Genomic DNA, 25,025 nt, shown 5'->3' on the forward strand with positions numbered 1-25,025 from the left:
TCCCGTCACCGGCGGCACCGCGGGGTGCCTCGCTGACAGAAACCGGTGATCGGCGTGTCAGCCCGCCATCCGCTTGGTGCACCGTCACGTATGCGCGCCGCCGCCCTGGGTGTGGGTTGTCCGCCGTGGCGCTGTGAGCGGCTGTGAGTGGGGCAGGCGTTCGCCAGAGCACACAAAGGCGGGTTTAAGGGTGTCAGCGCACTGCATGCGCGGCGCGGAGCCGACACCACATGAGCGAGCACACGCCGCAGCACCCCGACCCTGTCCACTCCGTCGACCCCCAGGCGGTCGATCCGACCCTGATCGACCTGGTCGCCGGCGACCCGCCGGTGCCGGTCACCGTGTGGCGCACCGCGCGCGGCCCGGCCGACACCGGGCGCAGCATCGGCGCCCGGCTGGCCTACCGCCTCGTCGCCGCCTACACCCGACCCGGCGAGGTCGTCGTCGACCTCACCGCCGATCACGCCCTGACCGCCGTCTGCGCCGCTGGCGGCCGGCGGCACCACCCGGGCTGGTTCACCGACGCGTCCAGCCTGGTCATCGGCACGGCCACCCCACCGGCACGCCCCGACCCCGCCGCTTCGAGCGGAAACGGCGACGACGTGCCGGACATGAGCGCGTGGTTCGGTGACGACCTCACCGACCCCGACCTGCCCACCGAAGCGACCTGCACCGTCACCGGCCGCGCGTCCCTTGCGGGGGCGACGAGCCTGGTGGTGGCCTGCTGGCCGCTGGACTCGGACGACACCACCAATCGGGTCCGGCTGGCGTGGTTGCTGACCGCGTGCGCGCGGCTGCTGCGCGCCGGGGGTTGCCTTGTCCTGGTTGTCACCGTCCCCACCGCCGTCGATGGTGGGCCGGAGGACTTCACCCCGGTAGCCACCGCCGCCGCGGAGGTGGGCCTGGGCTACCTGCAGCACATCGTCGCTGTCGCCGCCGACACCAGCGGCGACGCGTTCGTCTACCACGTCACCGACGAGGAACTGCTCGCCCTCACCCACCAGAACGACCCGCGGTGGGCGTTGGCGCACCTGCGGGTCCATGCGGACCTGCTGGTGTTCTCCCCCGCAACGTCCACCCCGGCGCCCGCGTCGAGGCGGCGCGGCAGCCGGGCGGGCGGTGAGCGCCGTGCCTGAGCACACCACCCCCGCGCACCCCGACCCGAACGAGCCGGACATCAGCGGCCTCGCCGCCAGCGAGGATCACCAGGGCCGCCAGCGCGAGGACGAAGGCCTCCACCGCGCCGGGGCCGACGGGCTGTCCGTCTGGGCGACCGCCCAGTCGACCGGCCCCGTGCAGCGACGCGGCCGGTACGTGCCGGAATCGGTCAAGCATCCCGCCCGGATGCTTCCCGCGATCGCCGCCCACGCGATCGACGCCTACACCCAGCCCGGTGACCTGGTCCTGGACCCGATGTGCGGCATCGGCACCACCCTGGTCGAGGCCGTCCACGCCGGCCGCGACGCCTTCGGCATCGAGTACGAGCCGCAATGGTCGAACATCGCCGACGCCAACATCCGCCACGCCCACGACCAGGGCGCCACTGGACGCGCATCGGTCATCCGCGGCGACGCGACCCGACTGATGTCGCTGGTCCCGAAGGCCCTCACCCGGCAGGTGGCGCTCGTGGTCACCTCGCCGCCGTACGGGCCGACCGTGCACGGTCTCGTCCGCGCCGGCGCGGACGGGGTCGTCAAGTACGACGACCGCTACGGCGAGGACAAGGGCAACCTCGCCTACCGCGACCTGACCGGCCTCGCCGACGGCTTTGCCCAGATCCTGCGCGGCTGCGCCACCCTGCTGCGACCCGGCGGCGTCGTCGTGGTCACCGCCCGCCCGTGGCGCAAGCGTGGCGAGCTGGTCGACCTGCCCAGCGCCGTCATCGCCGCCGGCCTGCGCGCAGGCCTCGTGCCGACCGAGCGGTGCGTGGCCCTGCTCGCCGCCGTCCGCGACGGGCAGCTCGTCGCCCGCCCGTCGTTCTTCCAGCTCCAGCAGGTCCGCAAGGCCAGGGCCGGCGGGGTGCCGATGCACCTCATCGCGCACGAGGACGTCCTCATTTTCGCGCTGTCGCCGCAGGACCCATCCGGGGTGGTCGCGTGAGCGCACCCACCCACCGCTACCTCTCGCTGGGTGCCGGCGTGCAGAGTTCCACGCTCCTGCTGCTCGCCGCCCAGGGCACGATCCCTGGGTTCGACGCGGCGATCTTCGCCGACACCTCCTGGGAGCCGGCCGCGGTCTACCGGCATCTGGACCGTCTGAGTGGCATCGCGCAGCGGGCCGGCATCGAGGTCGTGCGCGTCGGTACCGGTGACATCCGGGCAGACGCGCTCGACCCGGACCACCGCTTCGCCTCCATGCCCCTGTTCACCCTCGGCCCGAACGGTGAGCGGGGCATGGCACGCCGGCAATGCACCGGCGAGTACAAGATCAAACCCATCAAGGCGGAGGTGCGGCGCCGGCTGGGCTACCCCCACCCGACGCGAGTACCGGCCGGGGTCTGGGCGCAGATGGCGATCGGGATCAGCGTCGACGAGATTGGTCGGACGCGGGACTCCGACGTCGGCTACATGCGCAACGTGCACCCGCTGCTCGACCTGGGGTGGCGGCGCACCGACTGCCTACGTTTCCTGGCCGAGCACAATCTCGCAGACACCCCGAAGTCGTCGTGCGTGGGCTGCCCGTTCCACGACGACGGCTTCTGGCTCGCCCTACGCGAGCACAGCCCACAGGAGTGGACCGACGCGGTCGCCTTCGACCGCGCCATCCGCCACGGCTCGGCCCGGGCCAACGCCGACGGTCACCCGCTGCGCGGACAGTTCTTCCTGCACCGCCAGCGGGTGCCGCTCGACGAGGTGGTCCTGCGCCCCCGCCCCCGGGCGCAGGAGGCGCCTGGCTGTGGGCCGTGGACCTGCCCTCACGACCAGCCGGTGGTGGCAGCCGGCGCCGGGCGCGGGAAGGTGGCGTGAGCATTGCGCACACCACCGCCCCACGCATCGGATCCCTCTGCAGTGGGTACGGCGGGCTCGACATGGCCGTCGAGCTGGTGCTCGGCGGCCATGTCGCCTGGTACGCCGAGACCGACCGGCACGCCGCCACCGTCTGCGCCCACCACTGGCCCAATGTCACCAACCTCGGCGACATCCGCACCGTCGACTGGAAGACAGTCGCGCCCGTCGACATTGTCACCGCTGGATTCCCTTGTCAGGACATCTCCAACGCCGGCAGACGTGTCGGCATCACCGGCGAGCACTCCAGCGTCTGGAACCACGTCGCCGAAGCCGTTCGCGTCCTTCGACCGCAGCTGCTCTTCGTGGAGAACGTCGCCGCTCTCCTTCGGCGAGGACTCGACGTCGTCCACCGTGATCTGGCCGCGATCGGGTACGACACGAGCTGGCTATGCCTACGCGCATCCGACGTCGGCGCCGCCCACCGCAGAGACCGGCTGTTCCTGCTGGCCACTCCCACCGAGTCACTCCAGGCAGGTGCGGACGTTGCCGACACCGTGCGCCCGTGACGGCAAGGGCCCCGGCCACCAGTACGGCCTGCCCGACCTCATCGAGCCGACCGGAACCCGCCACGACCTCCTACCAACCCCCACAGCGATGGCCTACGGGCCGAACATGTTCCCATCGGCCGGAGCGGCCCGCCGGCCAAGCCTGGCCGGCACCACCACCCAGCTGCCGCCGACACCGACGGTGGCCGACAGCCGCTCCTCGGCGAACATCACCGCCGCACGTTCCACATCCACCGGACACGCGGGCCGCACCATGACCGACGCGACCCGGCTGCCGACACCCAGGGCCAGCGACACCGGCACCCCGGGCCGGCGAGCCGGTGCTGAGTGGCGACCGCCGCTGTCGCAGGTGCTACTGCCCACCCCGAAGGCCAGCGACGGCACCAAGGGCTGCCCCGGGCAACGCGGCTCGCACGGGGACCTCACCCTGCCGTCAGCGGCCGTGCGGCTACCGGCCCGGACCCTGCCCACCCCCCGTGCCTCCGACGCCTGCGGACCCGGCCGCCACGGCGACGGCGGCGCGGACCTGCGCACCACCGTTGCCGGGCTGGGCCACCCCGACGTCGACCGGTGGGGTGTCTACGCCGCGGCGGTGGCACGCTGGGAGCTGCTGCTCGGCCGTCCAGTGCCGGAGCCGACCCAACCGGGACGACACGGCAAATCGGTCCTCGCACCGCCGTTCGTGGAATGGCTCATGGGTTTGGACACCGGCCACGTCACTGACCCGACGCTGGCGTTACCGCGCACCGGCGCGCTGCGGGTCCTCGGCAACGGCGTCGTGCCCCAACAGGCAGCCGTCGCGTTGCGGCTGCTGCTGTGCCCCCGCCGCTGGGAGATGCCCTCGTAGGCACCGGCCTCCCCCACCACACCGCCAGCCCGGATACGAGTACCACCCGGCCGGAACAGCATCTTCTACCTCGAGAGACGCGCAGCCCGGTTCTCTTGCCATGCCCAACGGCGCGCTGTCGACACGGTCACCACCTCGCCACCGATCCCAGCGGTGCGCACGGCGACGACATCGGCCGATGGGTTGCCGGACTCCGGCGCGGACAACACGACCGGTCGGTACCGCACCCATCCCAGCCAGCTCCCTGCTCGCCCACCAGATCCACGCCACCACGCCTGCGAGGGCCGGAGCGTCCACATGTCTGGACGCCCCGGCCCCGCCGCCTACCACCCACTCGCCCTGACTTCTTCGTTTTCTCTGCGATCGGAGTGCCCACCGTGAGCACCAACCCCACCAACCCGAGCACCGGCGAGCACCGCGGCGAGGTGTGGACCGAGGAGCGCATCCGCGCGCTCGGCGCGATCACCGACCTGCCCACCGCCGGGCGAGTCTTCGGCCTCGGCCGCGCCCTGTCCTACGAACTCGCCCGCACCGGCGACTTCCCGGTGCCGGTCATCCGGGTCGGCTCCCGCTACAAGGTGCCCGTCGCCGGAATCCTCACCACCCTCGGGCTGCAACCCGCCACCGGCGACTTGACCCCGGACGCGAAGCGAAGCGTCGATCACCACGACGCAATCAGAAGCACCACCCCGCCGGACACCAACGGCGGCGTCGGAAAGAAGGAACCGTGACCCGCCCGAGCAGCCCCGAAGGCGCCATCACCAAACGATGCACCTGCACCGACCCCGACACCGGCAAAAGACTAGGCGGGCGATGCCCGAAACTACGCCGCCCCGGCGGCGGCTGGCACCCCACCCACGGCGTGTGGGGCTACCAGATCGAACTACCCGTCCGGCCCCGACAGACCCGCCGGCAGCTACGCCGTAGCGGCTTCGACAGTCGCGACACCGCCACCCGCGAACTGCGCCACGCCCGCGGCCTGCTCGAACTCGCCGACGGCGACACCGACCTCGCCGCGCAGATTGGCGACCTGCTGCACGCCTGCCGGCCCGGCACCCCACTACCCGACCGCGACGCGGTCGCCGCCCGCGTCCGCGCCGGTGTGCCCGCCTGCGTGCCCACCACCACCGGTGAGTACCTCACCGCCTGGCTCGCCGGGCGCCGGGGCCTGGCGGAGAAAACGGTGCGCGGCTACTCCGACCACATCCGCCAGTATCTGATCCCCCACCTCGGCACGATCCCCATCCAGAGCCTGCGCACCAGCCACATCGAGGTCATGTTCACCGCCATCGCACTCAAGCAGGACGAGATCCGCGCCGCCCGCGCCAGCACCGATCCCCACACCCGCGCGAAGGTCAAAGGTGTACGGCCGATGGGTGCCTCGAGTATGCAGCGGCTGTACGCCACAGTCCGCAAGGCACTCAACGACGCCGTCATCCGGTCGAAGCTGATCCCCCACAACCCTGCCCTCGGCGTCGAACTGCCCTCCGGGAAACGGCCCAGGGCACGGGTATGGACCGCGAAGGCGATTCAGCACTGGCAGGTCACGGGCAGCCGCCCGAGTCCGGTCATGGTGTGGATGCCAGAGCAGGCCGGACGGTTCCTCGACCACGTCGAGCGCCACGACATCGCCCTCTACGCGATGTTCCTGCTGATCCTGCACCGAGGGCTACGCCGAGGTGAGGCATGCGGGCTACGTGACCACGACGTCGACCTCGACGCCGGCTACCTCACAATCGTCGAGCAGATCACCACCGTCGGCTACACCCCCATCGTCCGGCCAGTCAAAAGCGACGCCGGCGACCGGATCATCCCCCTCGGCCCGAAAACCATCACCGCCCTACGCGCCTACCTCAACATGCGCCGCCGCTGGCAACACGTCAACGGCCTCCAATGGCCCGATACCGGCAGGTTCTTCGTCCGCCCCGACGGCAAGGAATGGCACCCCCAGACGATCAGCGACCGCTTCGACCGCCTCATCGCCAAAGCCGACCTTCCGCCAGTGCGACTGCACGACCTCCGCCACTGCGCAGCCACCTACCTCCGCCACGGCGGCGCCGACCTGAAAGAAGTCCAGGAAACCCTCGGACACTCCACCATCAGCCTGACCTCCGACACCTACACCACAGTCATCCTTGAACTCGGACACGGCAGCGCCGACGCCGTCGCCGACCTCATCCCTCGCGACAACCGCGCTGCCTGACCCATCACTCGGCAGGTGTCCAACGACGCCGCAGCAGCCCGACACGGATATCGACACGAAACCGGCCCCTCCCACCTCGGGAGGGGCCGGTTTCACGCGTTCCCGCTCTTCATCGTGGGTTTTGGCTGGTCGGGCCGTGATGTAGAGCAAGGATGGCCTGGACGATGGCGGTGGTGCATCGGGGGCAGCAGCGGAGCTTGGCCAGGATCTCCAGCCCTTGAGGTGGCGACGGCGCGATCGCCGACGGCGCGGATCCTGGCGTGGTGCCGGTTGACGGTCTTCTGTCGGCGGGACAGTCGCGGCCGGCGCCGGCGGCGCTTGAAGGGCGTGCGGATCGACGCCCGCGACGTGGCCTGGATGTGGCGCTGCCGCCGGCGCCTTGGTATGCCTTGTCGGCGAAGGTCATCACGTTGGCGTTGATCAGGCCGTGGGTGCGGGCGGCGGTCAGGTCGTGCACGGCGCCCGGCAGGGCGGGTGAGGCCGATCTGCCCACGCAGTGGCCTCGCACGGCCAAGGCGCCCCGGTGCTCGTGCTGACCCGCTTCAAGTTCCCTGCCGGTCGCCCGAAGTGGGACGGGCACACCGGCAAGGCCAGCGGATACGCCGACAACCTGCTCGGCGTCAGCGTGCCCAGCAAGATCAACGGCATGACCCGGTGCAGCCGGTGGGCACTCGTGCTGCCCGCCGCCGGTGACGAGCCGCAGTAGTGGGGCGGTAAGAGATCGGTGGGCCCTCTCCCAGGCTGGGAGAGGGCCCACCGATCTCTAGGGGCTCGTGTCAGACGTGCTGAGTGATCGTCGTACCCGGGTGCCGGGCTGCGGTGGCCGCGGTGACGAACCGGCCGGTGCTGGCGCTGCGGTTCACAGCGCGGGTGTTGCTCGTGCCGCGCCCGACGCGCTCGGTCGTGGTGGTCCGCGGGGAGCGGGCCGCGGTGCGGCTGCTGACGAACCGGCCGGTGCCGGCACTGCGGGACACGGAGCGGGAGCCGCCTCGAGCCATGTGGATCATCTCCTTCGGTGGTGCGGTCTCGGTTGGACCGCTCTTGCCGTAGGCATATGTGCTGGCCGAGCTTCTACCCGCCACCTTTGCGGCTAGTTTTTTGGCCGGTGCTGCGGGCGGTGTGGACGGTGACTCCGGCTGCTCGGGCGACGATGGCGCGGGCGGTCGCGGTGGAGGTGCGGGCGCGCATGGCGCGGGCGTCGGCGGTGCCCAGCGATGAGCGCTCGATCTTGGTCTCGATGGTGGATCTCAGTGACCGCGAGGTCGTCAACAACGATCGCGGTTGAGGTTTCGGGGTGGGCTGCGGCATGGCGGGTCATGCCTCCTTCGGTCAGGCGGGTTGGCGGCTGGTCAGGCGTTTGCGGTAGTAGGCCAGGGCTTTCTGTACGGCATTCTCGGTCACCCCGAGCTGGGCGGCGACCTCTGCCTGGGTGTGTCCGGCGAGCAGGAGAACCAGCATGGGGCGGGTGCGCCGCGGTGCGTCGCCGATCAGGGTGTCGAGTTCCTGGCGGATCACGGCGAGCTGCGCCGGGTCGATGGTTGGACCGCCACCGGCCGGGCGGTCGAAGATGGCGAGCTCGTCGACGAGCAGGTCGTGGTGCACCTCGGTCTTCAGCCAGGCGCGGTAGATGTTCGGGAAGCGGATCAGGCACTGGCCGATAAAGAACGTCTTGAGTGACGCGCCGCGGGCGGGGTTCCACCGCCCAGGGATCAACACGGTGTTGCGGAAGGTGTTCAGCGCCTTGGCCACGGTCTCGTTGGCGAGTTCCTCGGCGACGTCGGGCCGGCTGAGCGCCCCGAGCGGCGGCTCGGGCAGGCCCGCCCCGCGCTCGCGGCACTTGCCGAAGATGGTGCCCTGGCGGATCCAGGCCACCACGACGGCGTACCCGTAGCGGGCCAGCTCGGTGGCGAACAGGTCGTAGTCACGGCCGGTGAAATTCGACCGACGCAGCCAGTTGACCAGCTCGGCGTCCTCGGCCATGCGGTCACGCCGGCGCAAAGCCCGGACGGCCTCATCCAGCTCGTGATCCTCACGGGTGCCCGCGAATTCGGCGAGCCAGGAAGCGGGGACAGCGACATCGCGGCGGGTCGGTTCCCGTTGTAGTCCCGATCGCGCCCCGTCGTCCGTCTGCTCGTCGGCTTCCGGCTGCATGACGCCCTTCTCAGTACGGTGCGTCCGCTGAGCACCTCACCGGACGTCTTCTCCTATGTGCGGCCGCCCTGATTACCCGCCACTTTTCCTTCCAAGATTTTTTGTTCGGCTGTTTGTGCAGTTCGGGACCGGGTTGCCAGCTAGGCGATCTTGTCGATCAAGTTAGCGATCACCAGTTGAGCGGCGGGAGAGATCTCATAAACGCTCAACGCACTGAGCACGACGTCGCGCTCGATCAACCCGGCGCCCGCCATGTCGGCGAGCACCCGGCGGGCGCCGTCGCGGCCGAACCTGCGGGCGTAGCCGTTGTTGCCGTGGCGCACCGGGTCGTCCAGGTGCTCACGCAACCGCGGATCCAGCTCGGTAGGGCAGGCGGGAACGACACCGTTGGCTCGCGGACGAATACACCCGTGCGTACCGCAGGTCCAGTCCCCTGCGCGCAGCGCCGGCGTCAGCCGACCCCAGTCCACCCCCACGTCGGCGACGTTACCGCCGTAGCGAGAGACCGAGGCAGCAACGCTGCGGCTCGGCTTGCTCCCTAGCCGCTGCCGCAGCGCTCGCGCGAGAGAGCATCCAGGTCCTCCATGTCGGTAGTCCCACGGTGGTGATCGCACGCGACGCGCCGATAGCCACCCGCTCATCTATCAACATGGATCTTGTGCGCCTCCGGCGAGGTGGGCACACAGTTTCGGGTTATCTTCCTCGCCCCAGTTGACCATTCGAGGAGCACCACAGGCAGTCTGGGTCACGACGAGGCACCTGGGCTGTGCGTTCCCGTTCTCGCGGAAGATGCATGATCGAGGTGGTGTCCATTGGGTCCTCATGGAGGCCAGTGCAGGCGAGCATGAAGTGACTGACGGCTTCCATCGCCGCGATTCCATTCAGGGCGATGACGCTTGGTGCGGGGACGCCGGTGACGTAACGGGCGGCCGCCCGTTCCTGCTCCGGGTGCATGTCGATGGCGAGTTCGGTCGGATTGATGAGCTCGTTGCACCACATGCAGCCACTGCCTGGGGCAAGGATGCGGTTGACGGCGTGGATTCGCCCGACGGCGCCGCTGCGGGTGATGGGGATCTTGATCCCGATCTGGGTGGCGGGAATGAGGTATTGGTTAGCTGTCGCATTGACCCAGAAGCGGGCGGAGTCGCTGTCCGCCGCAAGGAAGATCCAGTCGCAGGTCTTCAGCGCGTCGCGGGCATGGGTGGCTTCGACCCGCTCAGGCAGGACTGTCAACTGCACTTGAGGGCTGGCTCTGCGGGCATTACGGATCGCGGACAGCGTCTTGGGCTTGCCGATATCCTCCCGCTCGGCGGCGATGAGCCGAGGCAGGTTGGTCTCGTCCACGACGTCGTCATCGATGAGGACGAGGTGGCCGACGCCGAGGCGGGCAAGTCCCTCGACGAGGATGCTGCCAACTCCGCCGAGGCCGACGACCGCGACCCGCATGCGGCTGAGGAGTTCCTGGCCGAGCGCACCGAATAGGCGTGCCTGACGGTCGTGCATTGCGTCCGGGGGTCCGTCTTGTGTCGCGGGGCGGGGTCGCAGGCGGATGAGGTTGCCGGCGGGGATAACCGTCTCGGCCAGCTCGACTCGGTTGCCGTCCGGGAGCCACAGGTCTCCGGCGGCAGCCTGCGGGGTGAGGACAAGACCGCCGATGACCTGGCCGGTGATCTGTCGCAGAGCCGGATAGCCCCGTTCGTGGCTGGCAAGGTCGGTGGGTGAGAAGCCGACCGTCCGGTCGCCGAGGTGGTTGTGGACGGCGATGTAGGCCGAGTTCTCGTCGCGGGCTCGGACGGCGGCATCACGGACGAACGTCGGCGTGAGCGCCCGGTAGCCGGTCTGGCCGGGGACGTAGTCGGTCCCATCGCGGGCCAGAATCATCTCGCGAGCGAGCAGCCGCGGGCCTCGAGGGCCGTCGGCGCGGCCGGCGAGGATGACGGCGCCGTGCTCGTCGTCGTCCTGAAAGAGGTGGTCGGACAACTCGGTCCAGAGCCGGGGCGGCAGCGTGAGACTCCAGCCCCCCGCCGGGGGATTCACTGGGTACGGAGCCATGTGATTACCTTTTCTGCCTTGAGGGCCGCGTTGTCCAGGCCGGCCTTCCAGTGATTCGAACGCCGCGACATCTGCATCGCGGGCCGTCCTTGCCAGGTCATTTGCTGAACGGCCGGACCGTGGGGCTGCCCGTCGGTGCGGGCAAGGACCCCGGTGTAGTGGGGGTAGACGTCGGCGCTGGGGTAGGCGGCGCTGATCTGGAAGCCGATCCAGGTGGTTGACGGGCTGTAGGTGGCGCCGACCTCGATGTCATCAACGATCACGAAGGCGCCGCCGGCGCCGTCCGGGACCACGGTGACCGGCTTGCCGGTGAAGTGGTCCCGGACGGCGTCGACTGCGGTGGCGACCGCCGAGAGCAGACTGCTCACGAGTTGTCGTCCGGAGCGACGATGAGGAACTCCTGGCGCTGGTGGACCGTGACGGTGTCGGTGTCGCCGATGACCTCGTAGCGGTTCCCGTGCTTGACCGAGAGCTGGAAGGTGGCCTCGGCCTCGACGCCCTGCGCGATGGCGGCCTGCTTGATCTCCAGGCCGGTCATCTGACGCTCGGGCAGTTCGACTCGCCGATTGTTGATGGTGACGGTGATCGTGCGGGGGCGGCGGACGTCGTCGTGGCCGACCCCCGCCGCAATGCTGGTACTCATATCGATCTCCTCAACTCATTGCCACGGCCGAAGCGCAGCGGGTAACGTTGCGTCTTACAAGTAAGACGGTGTTCGACTTGTCGAACGTGATCGAACTTACCATGCGCTGTTCGACAAGTCGAATGCTGGTAGAAAGGTGGTTCGCGCGACCCTGCGAGGAGACCCCCGATATGGCCCAAACCCGGATCAACGTGGCGGCGTTGTATGCCGCTCTCGATGGAGCGCGGAAGAGCAAGAACCTGTCCTGGCGCCAACTTGCCGGAGAGGTCGGGTGCAGCCCGTCGACCATGACCCGGCTGGCCAACGGCTACCGACCCGACGCCGACGCCCTCATGTCGCTGACCCAGTGGCTCAAGATGCCCGCCGAACGCTTCTGGATGAGCGAGGACGACGACCAGGCCGACGGCGAGTCACAGCCGGAGCTGCTCGCGGAGGTGGGTGCGCTCCTGCGCAACCGCAAGGACATGACCAACGAGGAGAGACAAAAGTTGCAGAACGTGCTGGAGGCGGCCATGGGCTTGAACGCCACCCGCCGCGCTGACCGGAACAGGTGACCGGTGGGCAAGAGGTTGCCGAAGGCGGAGCTTCAACGCCTAGCCGTCGACATCCGCGAGACCGATCTGGGGCTAGGAAAGTTCGTCCGCCTCTGCCCGTATGACCTGGCCCGTGAGCACGGGGTGGAGATCATCACCCTCGACGAGCTCGTGGCCGCCGGTTGCCCGCAGGAGTCCATCGCCTTTTTCACCTCCGAGCGCCCCGACCGGTGGTCCGCCGCCGTCATCCCGGCCGGGACAGGGCAGTTCATCGTCGAGAACACTGCCCATCTGCCCCCGCGCCGGCGGGCGAACATCGCCCATGAGATGGCCCACGTGCTCCTCGAGCACGAGTTTGACCGGGTCATGTTCGCCGCTGACAGCACGGGCGGATGCCACAATCCAGCTAACAAAGACCAGGAGTGGGAGGCCGCCGAGCTCGGCGCGGAACTTCTTCTCCCGTACGACGCGGCCCACCGAGCAGCCCGAGGGAAGAAGTCAGACGAAGAGGTGGCGGCCCACTTCGATGTCAGCGTGCAGCTGGCGGGATGGCGCATGAAAGCCACCGGGGCTCGTCTCGTCGCCAGCCGGATCTTCGCCAAGCGGGCCCGCGGGTGACTCGGGCCGCCAGTATTGCTGCTCCATCGGCTGGGGCGGACGCCGGCGGCGGTGACGATTCCGCCGCCGCCGCTCGCGGTCAGCGTTCCCCAGTTCTTCTCCCGGCGGCGGCGCGACGGCCGGCCACTGTCGATTTCCGAAGTCGTCTGCACGGATGTCTGTACTTCTCTGCACGCGGTGAGTAGGGCGGGATCCGGCCGGTACAGCGCGGGATCCCGCCAGGCATCCGGTTAGTTGCCGGTAGCGAGATGGTCGAGGATCCAGTCGGCCAAGGCGCGGGTGGCGCCAGCGAGGACGCCGGTGATCACGGCGAGGGTGTTCCGGGTGCGGCGCGGCTGGGGGCCGTCGGGATTTTGCGGGGATTGGGTCATCGGATGCTCCCTGGTGTTAGAGACGAGAGCGGAGCCGGCGCCGGCTTGCGTTCTCAGACTCGTGCCATCCCGGAGGGGTTGACCTGAGTGCCGACGGGGAGCCCGCAGTCCCATAACCGGTAGCGGTGGGGCATCATCGGTCGGCGATGGATGCCGACAAGTCCCGACGAGTGCCCCGCCCGTCTGCGGCGGCCGCCAAGCGCGCTCCGGTGCGCCGCCCGCGGAAGCTTGCCCGCCCTGAGCTCGACGCCGGGCCGCAGCGGGATGTCCGCGATCTGCTCTACGACCTGCGCGAAAAAGCGGGCAGGCCAGCGCTGGAGGATCTGGAGAAGCGGATCGCCGGCGATGACCGCCTCGACGGTTCACCGAAGAAGGACGTGATCCACCGGATCATCTCCCGAGGTGGGCCGGCGGCCCTGGATGACGTCCTCTCGATCGCGCAAATGCTGGCACTGGCCTGTGGCGAGGATCGGTACAAGATCGCCAATCGGGTCAACCAGCTGATGCACTCGTTCGATCAGCCATCGGGACCATCGCGAGACGAACCCGGCGATAACACCTCCGCCCCAGAGCCCCCACCAGCCGACACGGCGGCCGTCGTCGCCCGCCCGAAGCCCGACGAGGCCGCCGGGCACATGTTCGTCGCTGACTGGGACCCCATGCTCGGCGACGACGTCGCATTCGAACTATCTGGGGTCATCGAGTCCGTACACGTCGAAGTACCGTTGCTGACCGACTGGCTCACCGCCGAACTCGCCCGACGTTCGGCCTTCGACATTCCGGACGACGACGTGAAGAAGCAGATCCTGCGTCCGGTCCGGATGGCAAAGGGACGGTCGGAAAGGCTGGGCCCGGAGCTGGTCTGGCTGGCTCGTGCCGCGCATGCCGCGCGTTACACCGACGCCGAGATCCGCACGATCCTGAACCGGGCGCTGTCCTTCAAGGTCAATGGTCTCCTGTCGCGCACCGATTATCCTGGCTATCCGCATTCGCTCGATCTCGGCGAGATGGCGGCGTTCACCTTCGGGTACGCCGTGAAGGACCTGATCGAGCTCGGCTTCGACGCCGGCCGTGGCCGCGGCGGAGTCCGGGCGTACGTGCCGCGCGAAATCCTGCTGAACTCCCCCAAGCTAATGGAGATCGGCACGCTGCTCTCCCCTGCGTCTTCCTCCGCTTCGGCGAGGCTCTATCGCGCCTGCCAGCTCGCGCGAGACTTCAACTTCCTTGGCCTCGCCGACCAACGGCACCTCTGGACGCACTACGTCTTGCCCCAAGCCTTCGCCCACTACCCCTTCGACAGGGTGATCATCGAGGTCGGCTCCATCCACGCCTTCGGGCTACCGTGACGGGCTAGCTGAGCAACGTCGGCACGGTGGCAGGTGCGTCATGAACGGCGGAGCCCCGGACGAGCTCGTCCGAGGCCACAACGCATAGCCGATGTCAGCTTGAGGTACACCCCAACACCACACCAGTGACTCCCGGTGAAGCGCGTCAGAATAGGGTCGTCTGCGACGTTTCTTGACGCATGTCCGCTCGGCTCCTAGAGTCCAGCCTGACAGTCTCAGCTCCAAAAAAAGGGGGCGACGGTGCGCGTCGGCTACGTCAGGGTCAGCAGTGTCGACCAGAAGACCGTCCGGCAACTCGACGGCGTCGAGGTGGAACGCACCTTCACCGACAAGGCATCCGGCAAGGACACCGCCCGACCCAAGCTCGACGAGATGCTCGCGTTCGTCCGCGACGGCGACACCATGATCGTGCACTCGATGGACCGCCTCGCCCGTAACCTCGACAACCTACGCCACATCGTGCGGACCCTGACCGGCAAAGGCGTGCGGGTGGAGTTCGTCAAGGAGGACCTGACCTTCACCGGGGAGGACTCGCCGATGGCCAACCTGTTGCTGTCGGTCATGGGGGCGTTCGCCGAGTTCGAACGCGCGCTGATCCTCGAACGGCAACGCGAAGGCATCGCCGCGGCCAAGCAACGCGGCGTCTACACCGGCCGTAAGCCCGCCCTCACCGCCGCACAAGCTCAGCAGTTGCGCGAGCGCGCCGCCGCCGGCGAGCGGAAGTCCGTGCTGGCCACCGAGTTCGGTATCAGCCGCGAAACCGTGTACAGCTACCTGCGGACGACGGCCGCCACCGCCCGAGTGCCCCACGGATAGGAGCCCTGATCGAGAACGGGCACCTACACGGGCAGCTGCGGATGGTTGATCCGGTCCGGCCAGTGGGGCAGGAACCACTCGGGCAAGCCGCACGCGATCAGGTCCAAGCGTCACCGTTCGTACGCCGCCGGGGTGCGGCACCAACTCGGCAGCAGCCACGTCGGCAGAGCGATGACCAACCCCTTCACGCTCGGCGAGGCGCCCGATCACCTCAGCGCGCCGCACCGCGAGATTCCACACCTCAGCGGAAGCGGCCAGCACACCCGCTCGGGCACCACGTGCGCCCCGCACCCCGCTGCTTGAGCACTTCTGGGCCGCCGCACCGGCGGCGTGCTGGACAAGCAGCCGGCGGGCCACCTGTCGATCGACTCAAGGGGTGCCGACTACGCTCAACTCCGGCCGAGGCCAGTACCAATCAATGCCTGAGCCTCTGTAGAGCAGTGCCGGTGAATAGTAGGCGACCCAGGGGGCAGCGTTGAGTGAGGTAACTGCAGGGGCTTTCCTCGAGGACGAGGATGTACGGGAGATCGCTTGGCCGAAACCTGCCGGAGCTCCTACAGCCCTCACCGTTGACCGTGTCCTCATCGCCGAAGGCGCCGACGCTTTCGAGGTCCTGGTGGCCACCGCACAAGCCGCCCCAAAAACCGACGACGTTCGGCGGTTGTGGAACTTGCGGTGGAACCGGCGCGCCGCGCCCGTCGTGCTGGTCGTCGCTTACCAGGCTGGCGGCACGTGGAAGGCGGCGGTCTGCGGCACGAGAGACGATCCGGCGGTACTTACCGATCTCGACCTCGCCCAGGTCGAACGCGTCTGCGCCGCCGCGCTGGCCGCGCCAGACCCGGCCACCGCCGATCGCACACTGCACCGGCTACTGGTCGGTCAGAAAGACCAGCTGGTCGCCGGGCTGACCAACTCCGGCCTGTTCGCATCCCACGAACTGCGCGCCGGTGTTCCCGTCCGCACCGACTGGGCAACAAAAAGGGCGGCTGCCCAACCGCTGTTGCGGATGCGGGGCATCGACCTCGTCCATAGCCTCGGGTATACCTCCACCGCTTACGGCTCCACCGCCCTGCTACTCACCGTGCACGGCGCGCACCGGGCAGTCGCTGTCCTCCTTGACGAACAGGACCTATTCGACCGGCCCGCCACCCGGTTCGGGGCGGTCAGCCCGGTAGCGCACGGCCTCGCGGCAGCCCAGGCGAACAACGTGCCCTGGTTGGTTGTGCTCCGCGGAACGCAGGTCCGGCTCTACTCGGCTAAGCCGGATGTAGGCGTCGGGCGCAAGGGCCAGACCGAAACCTTTCTTGAGCTCGACCTGGCGTTGCTGTCCGCCGGCGACGCGGCGTACCTGACGCTGCTGTTCTCCGCCGACGCCCTCGCTCCGAATGGCACCGTCGCGGAGATTCTGCGCGCGTCTGTTGACCACGCGGCCGCGCTCGGTGAACGCCTGCGGGAGCGAGTCTATGCCGACGTGGTGCCCGACCTCGCCAAGGCAGTCGCCGCACAGATGGGCGCTACCAGCGAAGCCGATCTGGCGGAGGCGTACCACCGCACGCTCACCATCCTGTTCCGGTTGCTGTTCATCGCCTACGCCGAAGACCGCGGACTCCTGCCCTACCTGCGTAACCCGCGGTACACGAAGAAGGCGCTCAAGACACTCGCCCGCGAGTTCGCCAACGACCCGAACCTGGCGTTCGATCCGGACGTCACCGACCGGTGGGCCGACCTGCTCGCCGTGTGGCGCGCTGTTGACGACGGCAACCGCGAGTGGGATGTCCCCGCCTACAACGGCGGCCTGTTCGCCACCGACGGGGCGCATCCGGCCGGACAAGCCATCGCCGAGATGCGGCTCACGAACGCGCAGATCGGGCCCGCACTGCGCGCCTTGCTCGTTGACACCGGACCCGACGGCACCCGAGGACCGGTGGACTTCCGCAGCCTGTCCGTGCGGGAGTTCGGCACCATCTACGAAGGGCTGCTCGAATCGTCGCTATCCATCGCCCCGGCTGATCTGACCGTCGACCCGAAAACGAAGGCGTACCTGCCTGCGAAGCCCGGCGACAGCATCGCGGTCCGCGCGGGCGAGGTCTACTTCCATAACGCGTCCGGGGCACGTAAGTCGACCGGGTCGTACTTCACCAAGGCGTTCGCGGTCGAGCACCTGCTGGACACCGCCCTCGAACCGGCTCTCACTGACCATCTCGCCCGTGTCCAAGCCGCGCTCGATGCAGGCGACGATGCCAAAGCTGCCGACCTGTTCTTCGACTTCCGGGTCGCCGACCTGGCGATGGGGTCCGGGCACTTCCTTGTCGCCGCCATCGACCGGATCGAAAACCGGCTCTCAGCCTTCCTTGTCAACCACCCGATCCCGGCAGTGGCTGACGAACTGGACCGGCTCGCCACCGTCGCCCACGACGCACTCGGCGACAATGCTCCCGACCTCGAAATCGAACCGTCCGCGCTGCTGCGCCGTCAGATCGCCCGCCGCTGCATCTACGGCCTCGACCTCAATCTGATGGCCGTGGAACTTGCCCGGCTCGGTATCTGGATTCACACGTTCGTGCCGGGCCTACCGATGAGCGCGCTCGACCACGGCCTCGTAGTCGGCAACAGCCTCACCGGCATCGGAACCCTCGACGAGGTCCTCGATATCCTCGAGCCACAACGTGTACCCGGCCAGTACAGCCTCTTCGCTGAAGAGATTGAGACCGCACTGGTTACGGCACGCGACCGACTGGCCCGAGTCGCTCGCACCGCCGAAGCAACTAAAGCCGAAGTCCGCGAAGCCGCCAAGGCCCACGCTGAGGCCCGAGACGACGCCTCCGACGCAAGAGCTCTCCTCGACGCCGCTGTCGGGGTCCGCCTCGGCATCATCACTCTGCCCAGCAGCCCCAAAATCGCAGTCCGCGAGGGCAATCGCCCAGACGTGCAGAGCAAGATTGCCGAACTGAACGTTGTCCACCTGCCATACTTATTCCCCGATGTCTTACTCCGGAGCCGGCCCGGCTTCGACGTGATCCTCGGCAACCCGCCTTGGGACAAGGTCAGGTGGGAAGCCGCCCCCTACTGGGTTGGCGTATTCCCTGGATTGATAGCACTCAAGGATAGGGCGCGCGATGCAAAGATCGCCGAGCTACGGGCGGGGCATCCAATAGAGTTCGCCGAGGAAGAACGACAGCAGTCTCTCCGAGCAGTCCAACAGGACCTGTTCAAACGGTCGTATACACTTCGCGGCGGAACGCACCTCGAGCTCGCGCAACTCATGCTGGAACGGGCGCTCGCCCTGCGTTCCTCCGCGGGATATCTCGGTCTCGTGTTACCGCGCCAGAGCATGGTTCTCGCCGGGTGGAAGAACCTGCGGGAACGCTTGGTCACCCGGCACGATCTGCACATCGTCCAGGGCCGCAACCACGGCGAATGGATCTTTGAGGACGTCGATCCACGTTATGCGGTTGTTCTCGTGGCGGCCAGCCCTGCTAACACACGCCTCACCCGGGTCGGCGTTGCACGGAGTCCGCAAGACATCGTTGCGATGACCGGCGACACGATGGTCACCTTCACCTCTGCTGACCTCGCCACCTTGTCCGAGACGAACGTGATTCCCTGGTTCAACCAGCCGGAAGACCGGCGGGTCTTCGACATCATGCGTAGATACCCTCGTCTCGCCTCCGGAGCCGGATGGGTTCATGCAACATACGACTCCCGATGGGACTTTACCGGCAGCGGACGGGATAACCTCCTCGCCGTACGGCAGGACGCTCCCGGGGCATGGCGAGTCCTCATGACCGCCCACGTAGATGCGTTTGCGTTCGACATGAACGCACCGTTCAAGCAGTACATTACCGACCTGCCTGCCCTCGCCACCCGCAACCGAGGCGTTGCCTCTGTTCACGGCCGTTATGTGCTTACTGAACAGCACCCCACGATTGTGATTCGTCGCCCCAGTCGAAGCGACGACTCCCGCACTCTGATCGCGACTGCGCTTCCCGAAAGCGGGATGCTCCCGAACAATGGATCCGTCCATACCGTAAATACGGCCGACGGCACGAACTTGCCCAAACAGTTGGCCCTGCTTGGCCTACTAAACACAATCGTCGCGGACTGGTGGGTCCGCCGGTTCGTGGACCGACATGTCACGGCCCCCATCATCAACCAGCTACCGCTACCGGACTGGTCCGATGACGACATCGAAACGGCGGCTGAGATCGTCTCCGCACTCCTCGCCCGGACTGGCGCCACCGTCCTTGCCGCCGGTATCGAGGTCAGCAACCGCACAACCGCATCTAATACTGATCTTTTAGCCGATCTGGAGCGGCTGGCTCTGCGCGGCTACGGCTTGACTCTCCCTGACCATTTGGAGATGATCGCCAGTGATTTCAGTGCCAAAGGCCTGCCCGCCGACCTGCGGAAGGCGCTAGGGCTACGGAAGGTAACCGAGTGAGCCAGGCCACCGACGGTTACCGTCGCGAGTTCGCGACGAACCGGCACACCTCGAACGAGACGGTTGCCGGGGCGGTCAACATGTTGCTCGGCGGTCTGCGGAAGCGGCTGATCCGGCCGCCGGCGGTGGCGATCGCGACTGCCTACTTCAATCCGGGTGGGTTCAACCTGCTTGCCGACGAGCTGGAGCAGGTTGTTGGGGTGCGATTGTTGCTTGGTGCGGAACCGGTGGAGGCCGAGGATCGGCCACGGGTCCGCCCTCTTGCGATTCCTCGGCGGCGGCGGGGTCCGTCACCGGAGGTGCAGCGTGCGTTGCAGGGGCATGCTCGGTCATTGGAGGAGGACCGGAATCTGCTCGGGTTTACTCGGCAGGCGGATGCGCAGGCCCGTCGGCTGGTGTCATGGTTGCGGAGCAATCCGAACGTGCAGGTACGCAGGTTTGAGTCGGGCTTTTTGCACGGTAAGGCGTTTATCGTGGAGACGGATGCGACTGGGGTGATCGCCGGTTCGAGCAATTTCACCTATGCCGGTCTGGCGCGCAACAACGAGCTGAACCTCGGCCTGTACCAGCCGAGCGGCGTGCAGCAGGTGATCGACTGGTTCAACGAGCAATGGGAAGCTTCGCGCCCGTATGATCTGGCGGCCCTGTATGAGGCTCGGTGGATGGCACACCAGCCGTGGGACATTTTCCTGCGAATGTTGTGGGAGTCCTACGGAACGGATCTGGACACCGACACGGCGCTGTCCTCCCGGATGGGCTTGACCGGGTTTCAGGCCGATGGGGTGTGGCGTGCCAAACGTATCTTGGCCCGCCGCAAGGGAGTCATCGTTGCCGACGAGGTGGGTCTCGGGAAAACGTTCATCGCCGGTGAACTCATTCACGAGGCGGTGTTCGACCGTCGCCAGAAGGTCCTTGTGATCGCGCCAGCGACGTTGCGTGACTCGACCTGGCGGCCGTTCCTGCGGGAGAAGAACCTCCGTGCGGAGGTGTTGTCGTTCGAGGAGTTGGTCGCCGGCATCGACGATGCCGGGGCGCGCACGAGCGACCTGCAGGAGCCGGACAAGTATGCGATGGTCGTCGTGGACGAGGCGCACGCGCTGCGCAATGCGACGACGCTGCGGGCTGAGGCGCTGCGGAAGGTGCTGGCCGGGACGGTTCCGAAAGACGTCGTGCTGATGACGGCGACGCCGGTGAACAACAGCCTGGAAGACCTGTACAACCTGATCTCCTACTTTGCGCCGTCTGATGCGGCGTTCGCGGACGTCGGCGTACCCTCGCTGCGCGGCTACTTCCAGCGGGCGATGGCGTTGAACCCGGACGACCTGTCCCCGGAGCACCTGTTCGACGTGCTCGATGAGGTCGCGGTACGGCGCACACGCCGGTTCGTCAAGAACCATTACGTCGGTGACAAGGTCGTCATCAACGGCGTCGAGAAGACGATCACGTTTCCGACGCCGCGGGTCGTGCGGGTGGACTACGACCTCGACGAGGTCCTGCCCGACGTGTTCGACGATCTTGCCACGGCACTTGGTGCGAACGTGTCCGAGGAAGCTCTCAACGAGTCGCTTTCGGCCGGGGTGATCCTCGCTGACCCCGGGTCGGTGCTCACGATGGCGCGTTACGTGCCGTCGCGGTTCCGCATCGGCGGGCAGACCGAACAGTACGAGGCGCAGAACGCGGGGCTACTCCGGTCGAACCTGCTGAAGCGGTTCGAATCATCGTCGTATGCCTTTGAACGCACCGTCGCAAAAATGATCACCTCGCATGACCGGTTCCGGTCCGCGCTCGACTCCGGTCTCATCCTCACCGGCGACGCGCTACGGGGATGGGCCGCAACCGACAGCGACGACATCGGCGAGTTCATCGACTCACTCGACGTCACCGATGGTGTTGCCGACGCGGCCGACTACGACGTGACCCGGCTTCGTGAAGCGGTAGAGGCGGACCGGGACCTCCTTGCCCGGTTTCATGAACGGGTCCGCAATGTGCGCTGGGACCGGGACCCCAAGGTCAACGCCCTGGTCGACGAACTCGCGGCGGTCAGCCGCGACGCCGAACAGGAAGGAGTCGGTGATCAGGACATCCGCAACAAGCGGAAAGTTCTCGTGTTCACCTACTTCGCCGACACCGCCGATCACCTCCGCCGGGCGCTACACAGCCTGGTGTCCACCGACCCGCGGCTTGGCGCCTACCGGGACCGGCTGGCGATGGTCTCCGGATCGAACAAGGCAGACAGGGCTGATGTAATCATCGGGTTCGCGCCGATGACCGCCGGTACAGGTGTCGAAGACGACACCTACGACCTGATCATCACCACTGACGTACTCGCCGAGGGGGTGAACCTTCAACAGGCCCGGCACATCATCAACTACGACCTGCCATGGAACCCGATGCGGCTCGTCCAGCGCCATGGCCGCATCGACCGGATCGGCTCCCCACACCGTGAAGTGTTCATGCGCTGTTTCTTCCCCGACGAGGACCTCGACCGGCTGCTGGGACTCGAAGAACGCCTACAACGCAAGTTGAAGCAGGCCGCCGCAGCGGTCGGCATCGGCCACGTCCTACCCGGGGTGGATCCGGTCGAACGAGTCATCACCGAAACACGCGAACGAATCCAGCAGATCCGCCGCGAGGAAGCGGTGCTGTTCGACGACGACAGCAACGCCGCACTCTCCGGAGAGGAGTACCGGCGCAAGCTCGCCAACGCTTTTCAACACCGGGGCACCCGCGACCGGGTTATGGCCCTGCCCTGGGGCAGCGGAACCGGCATGATCCGCGACGGTGCGGAGCCCGGGATCGTATTCTGCGCCCGCATCGGCGATCACCCCAAGCCGTGGTACCGCTACGTCCCACTCAACCCCGACCTCACCGTCCAGCATGTCCCCAACGGCGACGGCACCCAGGTCCCGTACGTGGTGGACGACACCCTGTCATGCCTCGCCCACGCCGACCCGCGGAGCCCGGAAACCCCAGCCCACCTGCCGGAGACGGTGTACCAGGCGGCGTTCGACGCGTGGGCCGCCGCCCAAGCCGACATCTACGCCAAGTGGACCGTACAGACCGACCCAGCCAACCTCGCCCCACCGATCCCACGTGTGATGCGCGACGCCGCCGCGCTCGTCACCGAACACGGCGCCTTCCTCGGCGACGCCCAAGACCCGCTCGCCGCCCAGCTCAACGCGCCGTACGTGCTACGCATCCAACGAGAAGTGCGCCATGTCCTGAACACACCAGACACCCCGACCCGCGAGAAAATCGAAGTACTACGAGACCTCGCCACCAGGTTCGGCCTCACACCACCGCCACCCGTAGCGCCCCTACCTGCGATCATCCAGGACGACATCTACCTCGTGTCCTGGGTCGGCATCGTTCCGGCAGCGACCGCCGGTACTGGCTGACCGGCATCGGAATCTGTCTACGGCCGATCAGGCTGCAACCATCAAAGATGAGGTACTCATGACCACCACTCGGGCAGGGGGACCACCTGCCTACGTTGCCGCCCATCAGATCGCTGTCATCGACAAGCGACTACCGTTCGATCAGGCCTACTGCCTGGCGAAACTGGTTTTCGACCACTCGGGTGGCCCGGCCGTTCCCGAGCGTAGTGGGCCGGTTTCGCTCAAACTCTGCAAGGCGTTAGCGGCGGAGGATTTCGTTCTGCTGACCGGCGAGATGACCGAGGTGATGCCTGTTACCGTCCGACTGACTGTATCGGCGTCGATTCTGGACATGCTTGGTCCCCCGCCCGCATCGACAGTCATCGTCGAAGCGGGCGGGGGTGGTCGCCGCCGGAAGAAGGCCGAGTGGTTCGCCGAGGTGACCCAGGAAGGGCTGGACCTCGTCACCTCGACCATCAGTCCGGACTGAACTCCGCTCGCGGCATCCGCCCCAACACCGACCGTGATCACGGTGGCCAGAGTGAGCAATCTTGTCGGCGACTTCGGTGGCGCGTGCGCCGCGTACGGCCGCGTCGAGGTACCGGCCGGCCCACTGTTCATGGAGTCGGAGTCGGTCAGGAATAAGGCATGGCGGCGTCAGGCTCGACGGCAGCGGTCATGAAGCTGAGCAATGACTTCTTTCTCACGTGCGGTGATGTCGCCGTCTACCGTGGCCACCCGGCTGGCGACGTCAAGGAGTTCGGTCAGGTCCCCGGGCTCGGCGTCCAGACGCTTCCACACATCGTCGGGGTCGATGTCGACAACGTTGGTTAGCTGATCATCGACCACCCCATGCAGATCGCGGACAATCCGCGCCAGGTGCTTCATCAGCAGCGCTTCATCGTCGCCGATCTTGTTGTCTGTTGTGATGACGAGCCACGCGATCCACAGCATCAGCTGCGGGTGCTGACTCCGGCTGCTCAGCCTCTCGGCGAGCTCGATCACCCGCGCCTCGTTACGGAAGACGGCTCGCGCGTGCCGGCCCGCGACCAGCGTCGTGTAGCGGTTCAGCACGACGGTGAGGGGGATACCGACCAGGGGAATGCCAACCTTGATGACGTTTCGCTGCAGGAGGTACTTCCCGACAACGGGGAGCTGTTTCGCCGCGTTCAGGACGCCCCTGGAATAGAACTGCTTTACCAACGGACGCACCACGAGCGGGACCGACTTGGTGACGCCCTCCCGCGCCAGTTCCCCGCCTTTGATCGTGAAGGCCACGCGAATGAGCTTCCACATGTCGTCTGGGTCGGACAGGTCGAGCGGGACCCGATAGAGCACGGAGATGTCGTAGGCCAAGCGCAGCTGAAGCCGGGTGATGTACGTGAGGTCGACCATGAGGGTCACCGCAGCGGCCGGCAGAGTAAGCGGTGAGGCGCCACCAGCGCTGCCGATGGTGGCGGCGACGGCCGCCGAGTACATCCCGGCCGAGAGTCCGCCTTCGAGCGCGGCGTACCGCGATGCCATCGTGATCCGCTGTTCGACGATGCCATCCGCTGGCACGCCCTTGTACTTCTCCTGGAAGTACAGCCAGTCGACCTTGTCGGTGTAGGAACTCAGGGCCTGCGCGACGAGTTTCGAGAACCAGTCGCCTGACTTGACGTCGTCCGGGTTCAGCCCCTTGATGAACTCCCGCAGCTCGGCCCGCTCCCGCTCGACAGCCTCCCGGGCGGCATCGTCGTCGGAGTCGCCCGCGTCAATCGGAGTTTCGGTCATGGCGAGTTCTCCCCGGAGGTTCAGCGGTGGCCAGCTCGCTGGGTTCGGTCGAGCCCGCTGGCTTCTCAACACGATGGCGCAGTAACCAGAACATCTGTCGACGGATGTCGAGTTGAGCCGCCATCTTAGGCTGATCATGCGACTGGTTCCACCGCATCTGCTGAGGCGGCTCAAGGCGCTCCGCACGGGCGGCCAGACCGGGGGCTCGGGTGTCGAGGTAGAGGCCTGGCGGTTGTAGCTTCCAGCGAAAAACAACGCCAAGGAGAGTTCCCTGGTCGACCGGGGCGCGGGCGCTTGCACTGGGACCTTGGAGCAGTCGCGTCAGATGCGAGATCTTCGC

The 25,025-nt window shown here is 67.5% G+C and carries 24 protein-coding genes and 1 pseudogene; 17 read left to right on the top strand and 8 right to left on the bottom strand.

Annotated elements, in window-relative coordinates; genetic code table 11:
• Positions 1–230 precede the first annotated feature (230 nt).
• From CLT72_RS21320 to CLT72_RS21350, 7 genes are all read left to right on the top strand, one after another.
• A complete protein-coding gene (locus CLT72_RS21320; RefSeq protein WP_101413293.1) occupies positions 231–1,136 on the top strand; it encodes a hypothetical protein in 906 nt (301 codons plus the stop codon).
• Positions 1,120–2,100 carry a DNA methyltransferase gene (locus CLT72_RS21325; RefSeq protein WP_101413294.1) on the top strand — a complete coding sequence of 327 codons (981 nt, stop codon included), beginning with the start codon at positions 1,120–1,122 and terminating at the stop codon, positions 2,098–2,100. The genes CLT72_RS21320 and CLT72_RS21325 overlap by 17 nt, the downstream gene beginning before the upstream one ends.
• A complete protein-coding gene (locus tag CLT72_RS21330) occupies positions 2,097–2,966 on the top strand; it encodes a hypothetical protein (protein ID WP_101413295.1) in 870 nt (289 codons plus the stop codon). The genes CLT72_RS21325 and CLT72_RS21330 overlap by 4 nt, the downstream gene beginning before the upstream one ends.
• Positions 2,963–3,514, top strand: coding sequence for a DNA (cytosine-5-)-methyltransferase (locus CLT72_RS21335; protein ID WP_101413296.1), 552 nt, complete (start codon positions 2,963–2,965; stop codon positions 3,512–3,514). Before CLT72_RS21330 ends, CLT72_RS21335 begins: the two co-directional genes overlap by 4 nt.
• The gene (locus CLT72_RS21340) at positions 3,483–4,361 is read left to right on the top strand and encodes a hypothetical protein (RefSeq protein WP_486484295.1); all 879 of its coding nucleotides are present in this window, start codon (positions 3,483–3,485) and stop codon (positions 4,359–4,361) included. The genes CLT72_RS21335 and CLT72_RS21340 overlap by 32 nt, the downstream gene beginning before the upstream one ends.
• Before the next feature lie 377 nt (positions 4,362–4,738).
• The gene (locus tag CLT72_RS21345) at positions 4,739–5,092 is read left to right on the top strand and encodes a hypothetical protein (protein WP_486484296.1); all 354 of its coding nucleotides are present in this window, start codon (positions 4,739–4,741) and stop codon (positions 5,090–5,092) included.
• Positions 5,089–6,564, top strand: a complete 1,476-nt coding sequence (locus tag CLT72_RS21350; RefSeq protein ID WP_101413297.1) for a site-specific integrase — start codon at positions 5,089–5,091, stop codon at positions 6,562–6,564. Before CLT72_RS21345 ends, CLT72_RS21350 begins: the two co-directional genes overlap by 4 nt.
• Before the next feature lie 109 nt (positions 6,565–6,673).
• Here the strand turns inward: CLT72_RS21350 and CLT72_RS32980 are convergent.
• Positions 6,674–7,144 (bottom strand): annotated as a pseudogene (locus CLT72_RS32980) (transposase family protein); the annotation flags it as partial.
• Between CLT72_RS32980 and CLT72_RS21360 the strand changes: the two are divergent.
• The 3 genes from CLT72_RS21360 to CLT72_RS31630 all read left to right on the top strand — a co-directional run bounded on the left by CLT72_RS21360 (position 7,088) and on the right by CLT72_RS31630 (position 7,849).
• Positions 7,088–7,270, top strand: a complete 183-nt coding sequence (locus CLT72_RS21360; RefSeq protein ID WP_144082299.1) for a hypothetical protein — start codon at positions 7,088–7,090, stop codon at positions 7,268–7,270. The pseudogene CLT72_RS32980 and the gene CLT72_RS21360 overlap by 57 nt on opposite strands.
• A gap of 122 nt (positions 7,271–7,392) precedes the next feature.
• Positions 7,393–7,614 (top strand): hypothetical protein, encoded by a 222-nt coding sequence (locus CLT72_RS32375; RefSeq protein WP_199184616.1) that lies wholly within the window; start codon positions 7,393–7,395, stop codon positions 7,612–7,614.
• Positions 7,615–7,669: 55 nt separating this feature from the next.
• Positions 7,670–7,849 (top strand): hypothetical protein, encoded by a 180-nt coding sequence (locus CLT72_RS31630; protein WP_144082300.1) that lies wholly within the window; start codon positions 7,670–7,672, stop codon positions 7,847–7,849.
• Between the two features lie 44 nt (positions 7,850–7,893).
• Here CLT72_RS31630 and CLT72_RS21370 read toward each other — a convergent pair whose 3' ends face one another.
• The 5 genes from CLT72_RS21370 to CLT72_RS21390 all read right to left on the bottom strand — a co-directional run bounded on the left by CLT72_RS21370 (position 7,894) and on the right by CLT72_RS21390 (position 11,410).
• Positions 7,894–8,544, bottom strand: coding sequence for a sigma-70 RNA polymerase sigma factor region 4 domain-containing protein (locus tag CLT72_RS21370; protein WP_101413299.1), 651 nt, complete (start codon positions 8,542–8,544; stop codon positions 7,894–7,896).
• A 311-nt stretch (positions 8,545–8,855) separates the two neighbouring features.
• Positions 8,856–9,191 carry a hypothetical protein gene (locus CLT72_RS31635; protein ID WP_144082301.1) on the bottom strand — a complete coding sequence of 112 codons (336 nt, stop codon included), beginning with the start codon at positions 9,189–9,191 and terminating at the stop codon, positions 8,856–8,858.
• Positions 9,192–9,408: 217 nt separating this feature from the next.
• Complete coding sequence (locus CLT72_RS21380) at positions 9,409–10,767, bottom strand: ThiF family adenylyltransferase (protein ID WP_101413301.1); 1,359 nt, start codon at positions 10,765–10,767, stop codon at positions 9,409–9,411.
• Positions 10,749–11,135, bottom strand: a complete 387-nt coding sequence (locus tag CLT72_RS21385) for an E2/UBC family protein (protein ID WP_101413302.1) — start codon at positions 11,133–11,135, stop codon at positions 10,749–10,751. Before CLT72_RS21385 ends, CLT72_RS21380 begins: the two co-directional genes overlap by 19 nt.
• Positions 11,132–11,410 (bottom strand): multiubiquitin domain-containing protein, encoded by a 279-nt coding sequence (locus CLT72_RS21390; protein WP_101413303.1) that lies wholly within the window; start codon positions 11,408–11,410, stop codon positions 11,132–11,134. The genes CLT72_RS21385 and CLT72_RS21390 overlap by 4 nt, the downstream gene beginning before the upstream one ends.
• A 170-nt stretch (positions 11,411–11,580) precedes the next feature.
• Here CLT72_RS21390 and CLT72_RS21395 point away from each other — a divergent pair, with 170 nt between their 5' ends.
• A complete protein-coding gene (locus tag CLT72_RS21395) occupies positions 11,581–11,964 on the top strand; it encodes a helix-turn-helix transcriptional regulator (RefSeq protein ID WP_101415301.1) in 384 nt (127 codons plus the stop codon).
• 3 nt (positions 11,965–11,967) lie between these two features.
• Positions 11,968–12,561 carry an ImmA/IrrE family metallo-endopeptidase gene (locus CLT72_RS21400; protein ID WP_101413304.1) on the top strand — a complete coding sequence of 198 codons (594 nt, stop codon included), beginning with the start codon at positions 11,968–11,970 and terminating at the stop codon, positions 12,559–12,561.
• Between the two features lie 230 nt (positions 12,562–12,791).
• Here the strand turns inward: CLT72_RS21400 and CLT72_RS32005 are convergent, their stop codons facing one another.
• The gene (locus CLT72_RS32005; protein WP_158242056.1) at positions 12,792–12,932 is read right to left on the bottom strand and encodes a hypothetical protein; all 141 of its coding nucleotides are present in this window, start codon (positions 12,930–12,932) and stop codon (positions 12,792–12,794) included.
• Positions 12,933–13,078: 146 nt separating this feature from the next.
• Between CLT72_RS32005 and CLT72_RS21405 the strand changes: the two genes are divergently transcribed.
• From CLT72_RS21405 to CLT72_RS21425, 5 genes are all read left to right on the top strand, one after another.
• Positions 13,079–14,278: a hypothetical protein gene (locus tag CLT72_RS21405; RefSeq protein WP_144082302.1), complete on the top strand. Its 1,200-nt coding sequence runs from the start codon at positions 13,079–13,081 to the stop codon at positions 14,276–14,278.
• A gap of 240 nt (positions 14,279–14,518) precedes the next feature.
• Complete coding sequence (locus tag CLT72_RS21410) at positions 14,519–15,094, top strand: recombinase family protein (protein WP_101413306.1); 576 nt, start codon at positions 14,519–14,521, stop codon at positions 15,092–15,094.
• Between the two features lie 475 nt (positions 15,095–15,569).
• Entirely contained in the window at positions 15,570–19,535 is a 3,966-nt protein-coding gene (locus tag CLT72_RS21415; protein WP_144082303.1) for an Eco57I restriction-modification methylase domain-containing protein, read from the top strand.
• On the top strand, positions 19,532–22,933 hold the full coding sequence (locus CLT72_RS21420) for a helicase-related protein (protein WP_199184617.1): 3,402 nt from the start codon (positions 19,532–19,534) through the stop codon (positions 22,931–22,933). The genes CLT72_RS21415 and CLT72_RS21420 overlap by 4 nt, the downstream gene beginning before the upstream one ends.
• A 58-nt stretch (positions 22,934–22,991) precedes the next feature.
• Positions 22,992–23,402 (top strand): hypothetical protein, encoded by a 411-nt coding sequence (locus CLT72_RS21425; RefSeq protein WP_101413308.1) that lies wholly within the window; start codon positions 22,992–22,994, stop codon positions 23,400–23,402.
• 167 nt (positions 23,403–23,569) lie between these two features.
• Here the strand turns inward: CLT72_RS21425 and CLT72_RS21430 are convergent, their stop codons facing one another.
• Entirely contained in the window at positions 23,570–24,685 is a 1,116-nt protein-coding gene (locus tag CLT72_RS21430) for a tellurite resistance TerB family protein (RefSeq protein WP_101413309.1), read from the bottom strand.
• Positions 24,686–25,025 lie beyond the last annotated feature (340 nt).

The sequence above is a fragment of the Micromonospora sp. CNZ309 genome, assembly GCF_002846525.1.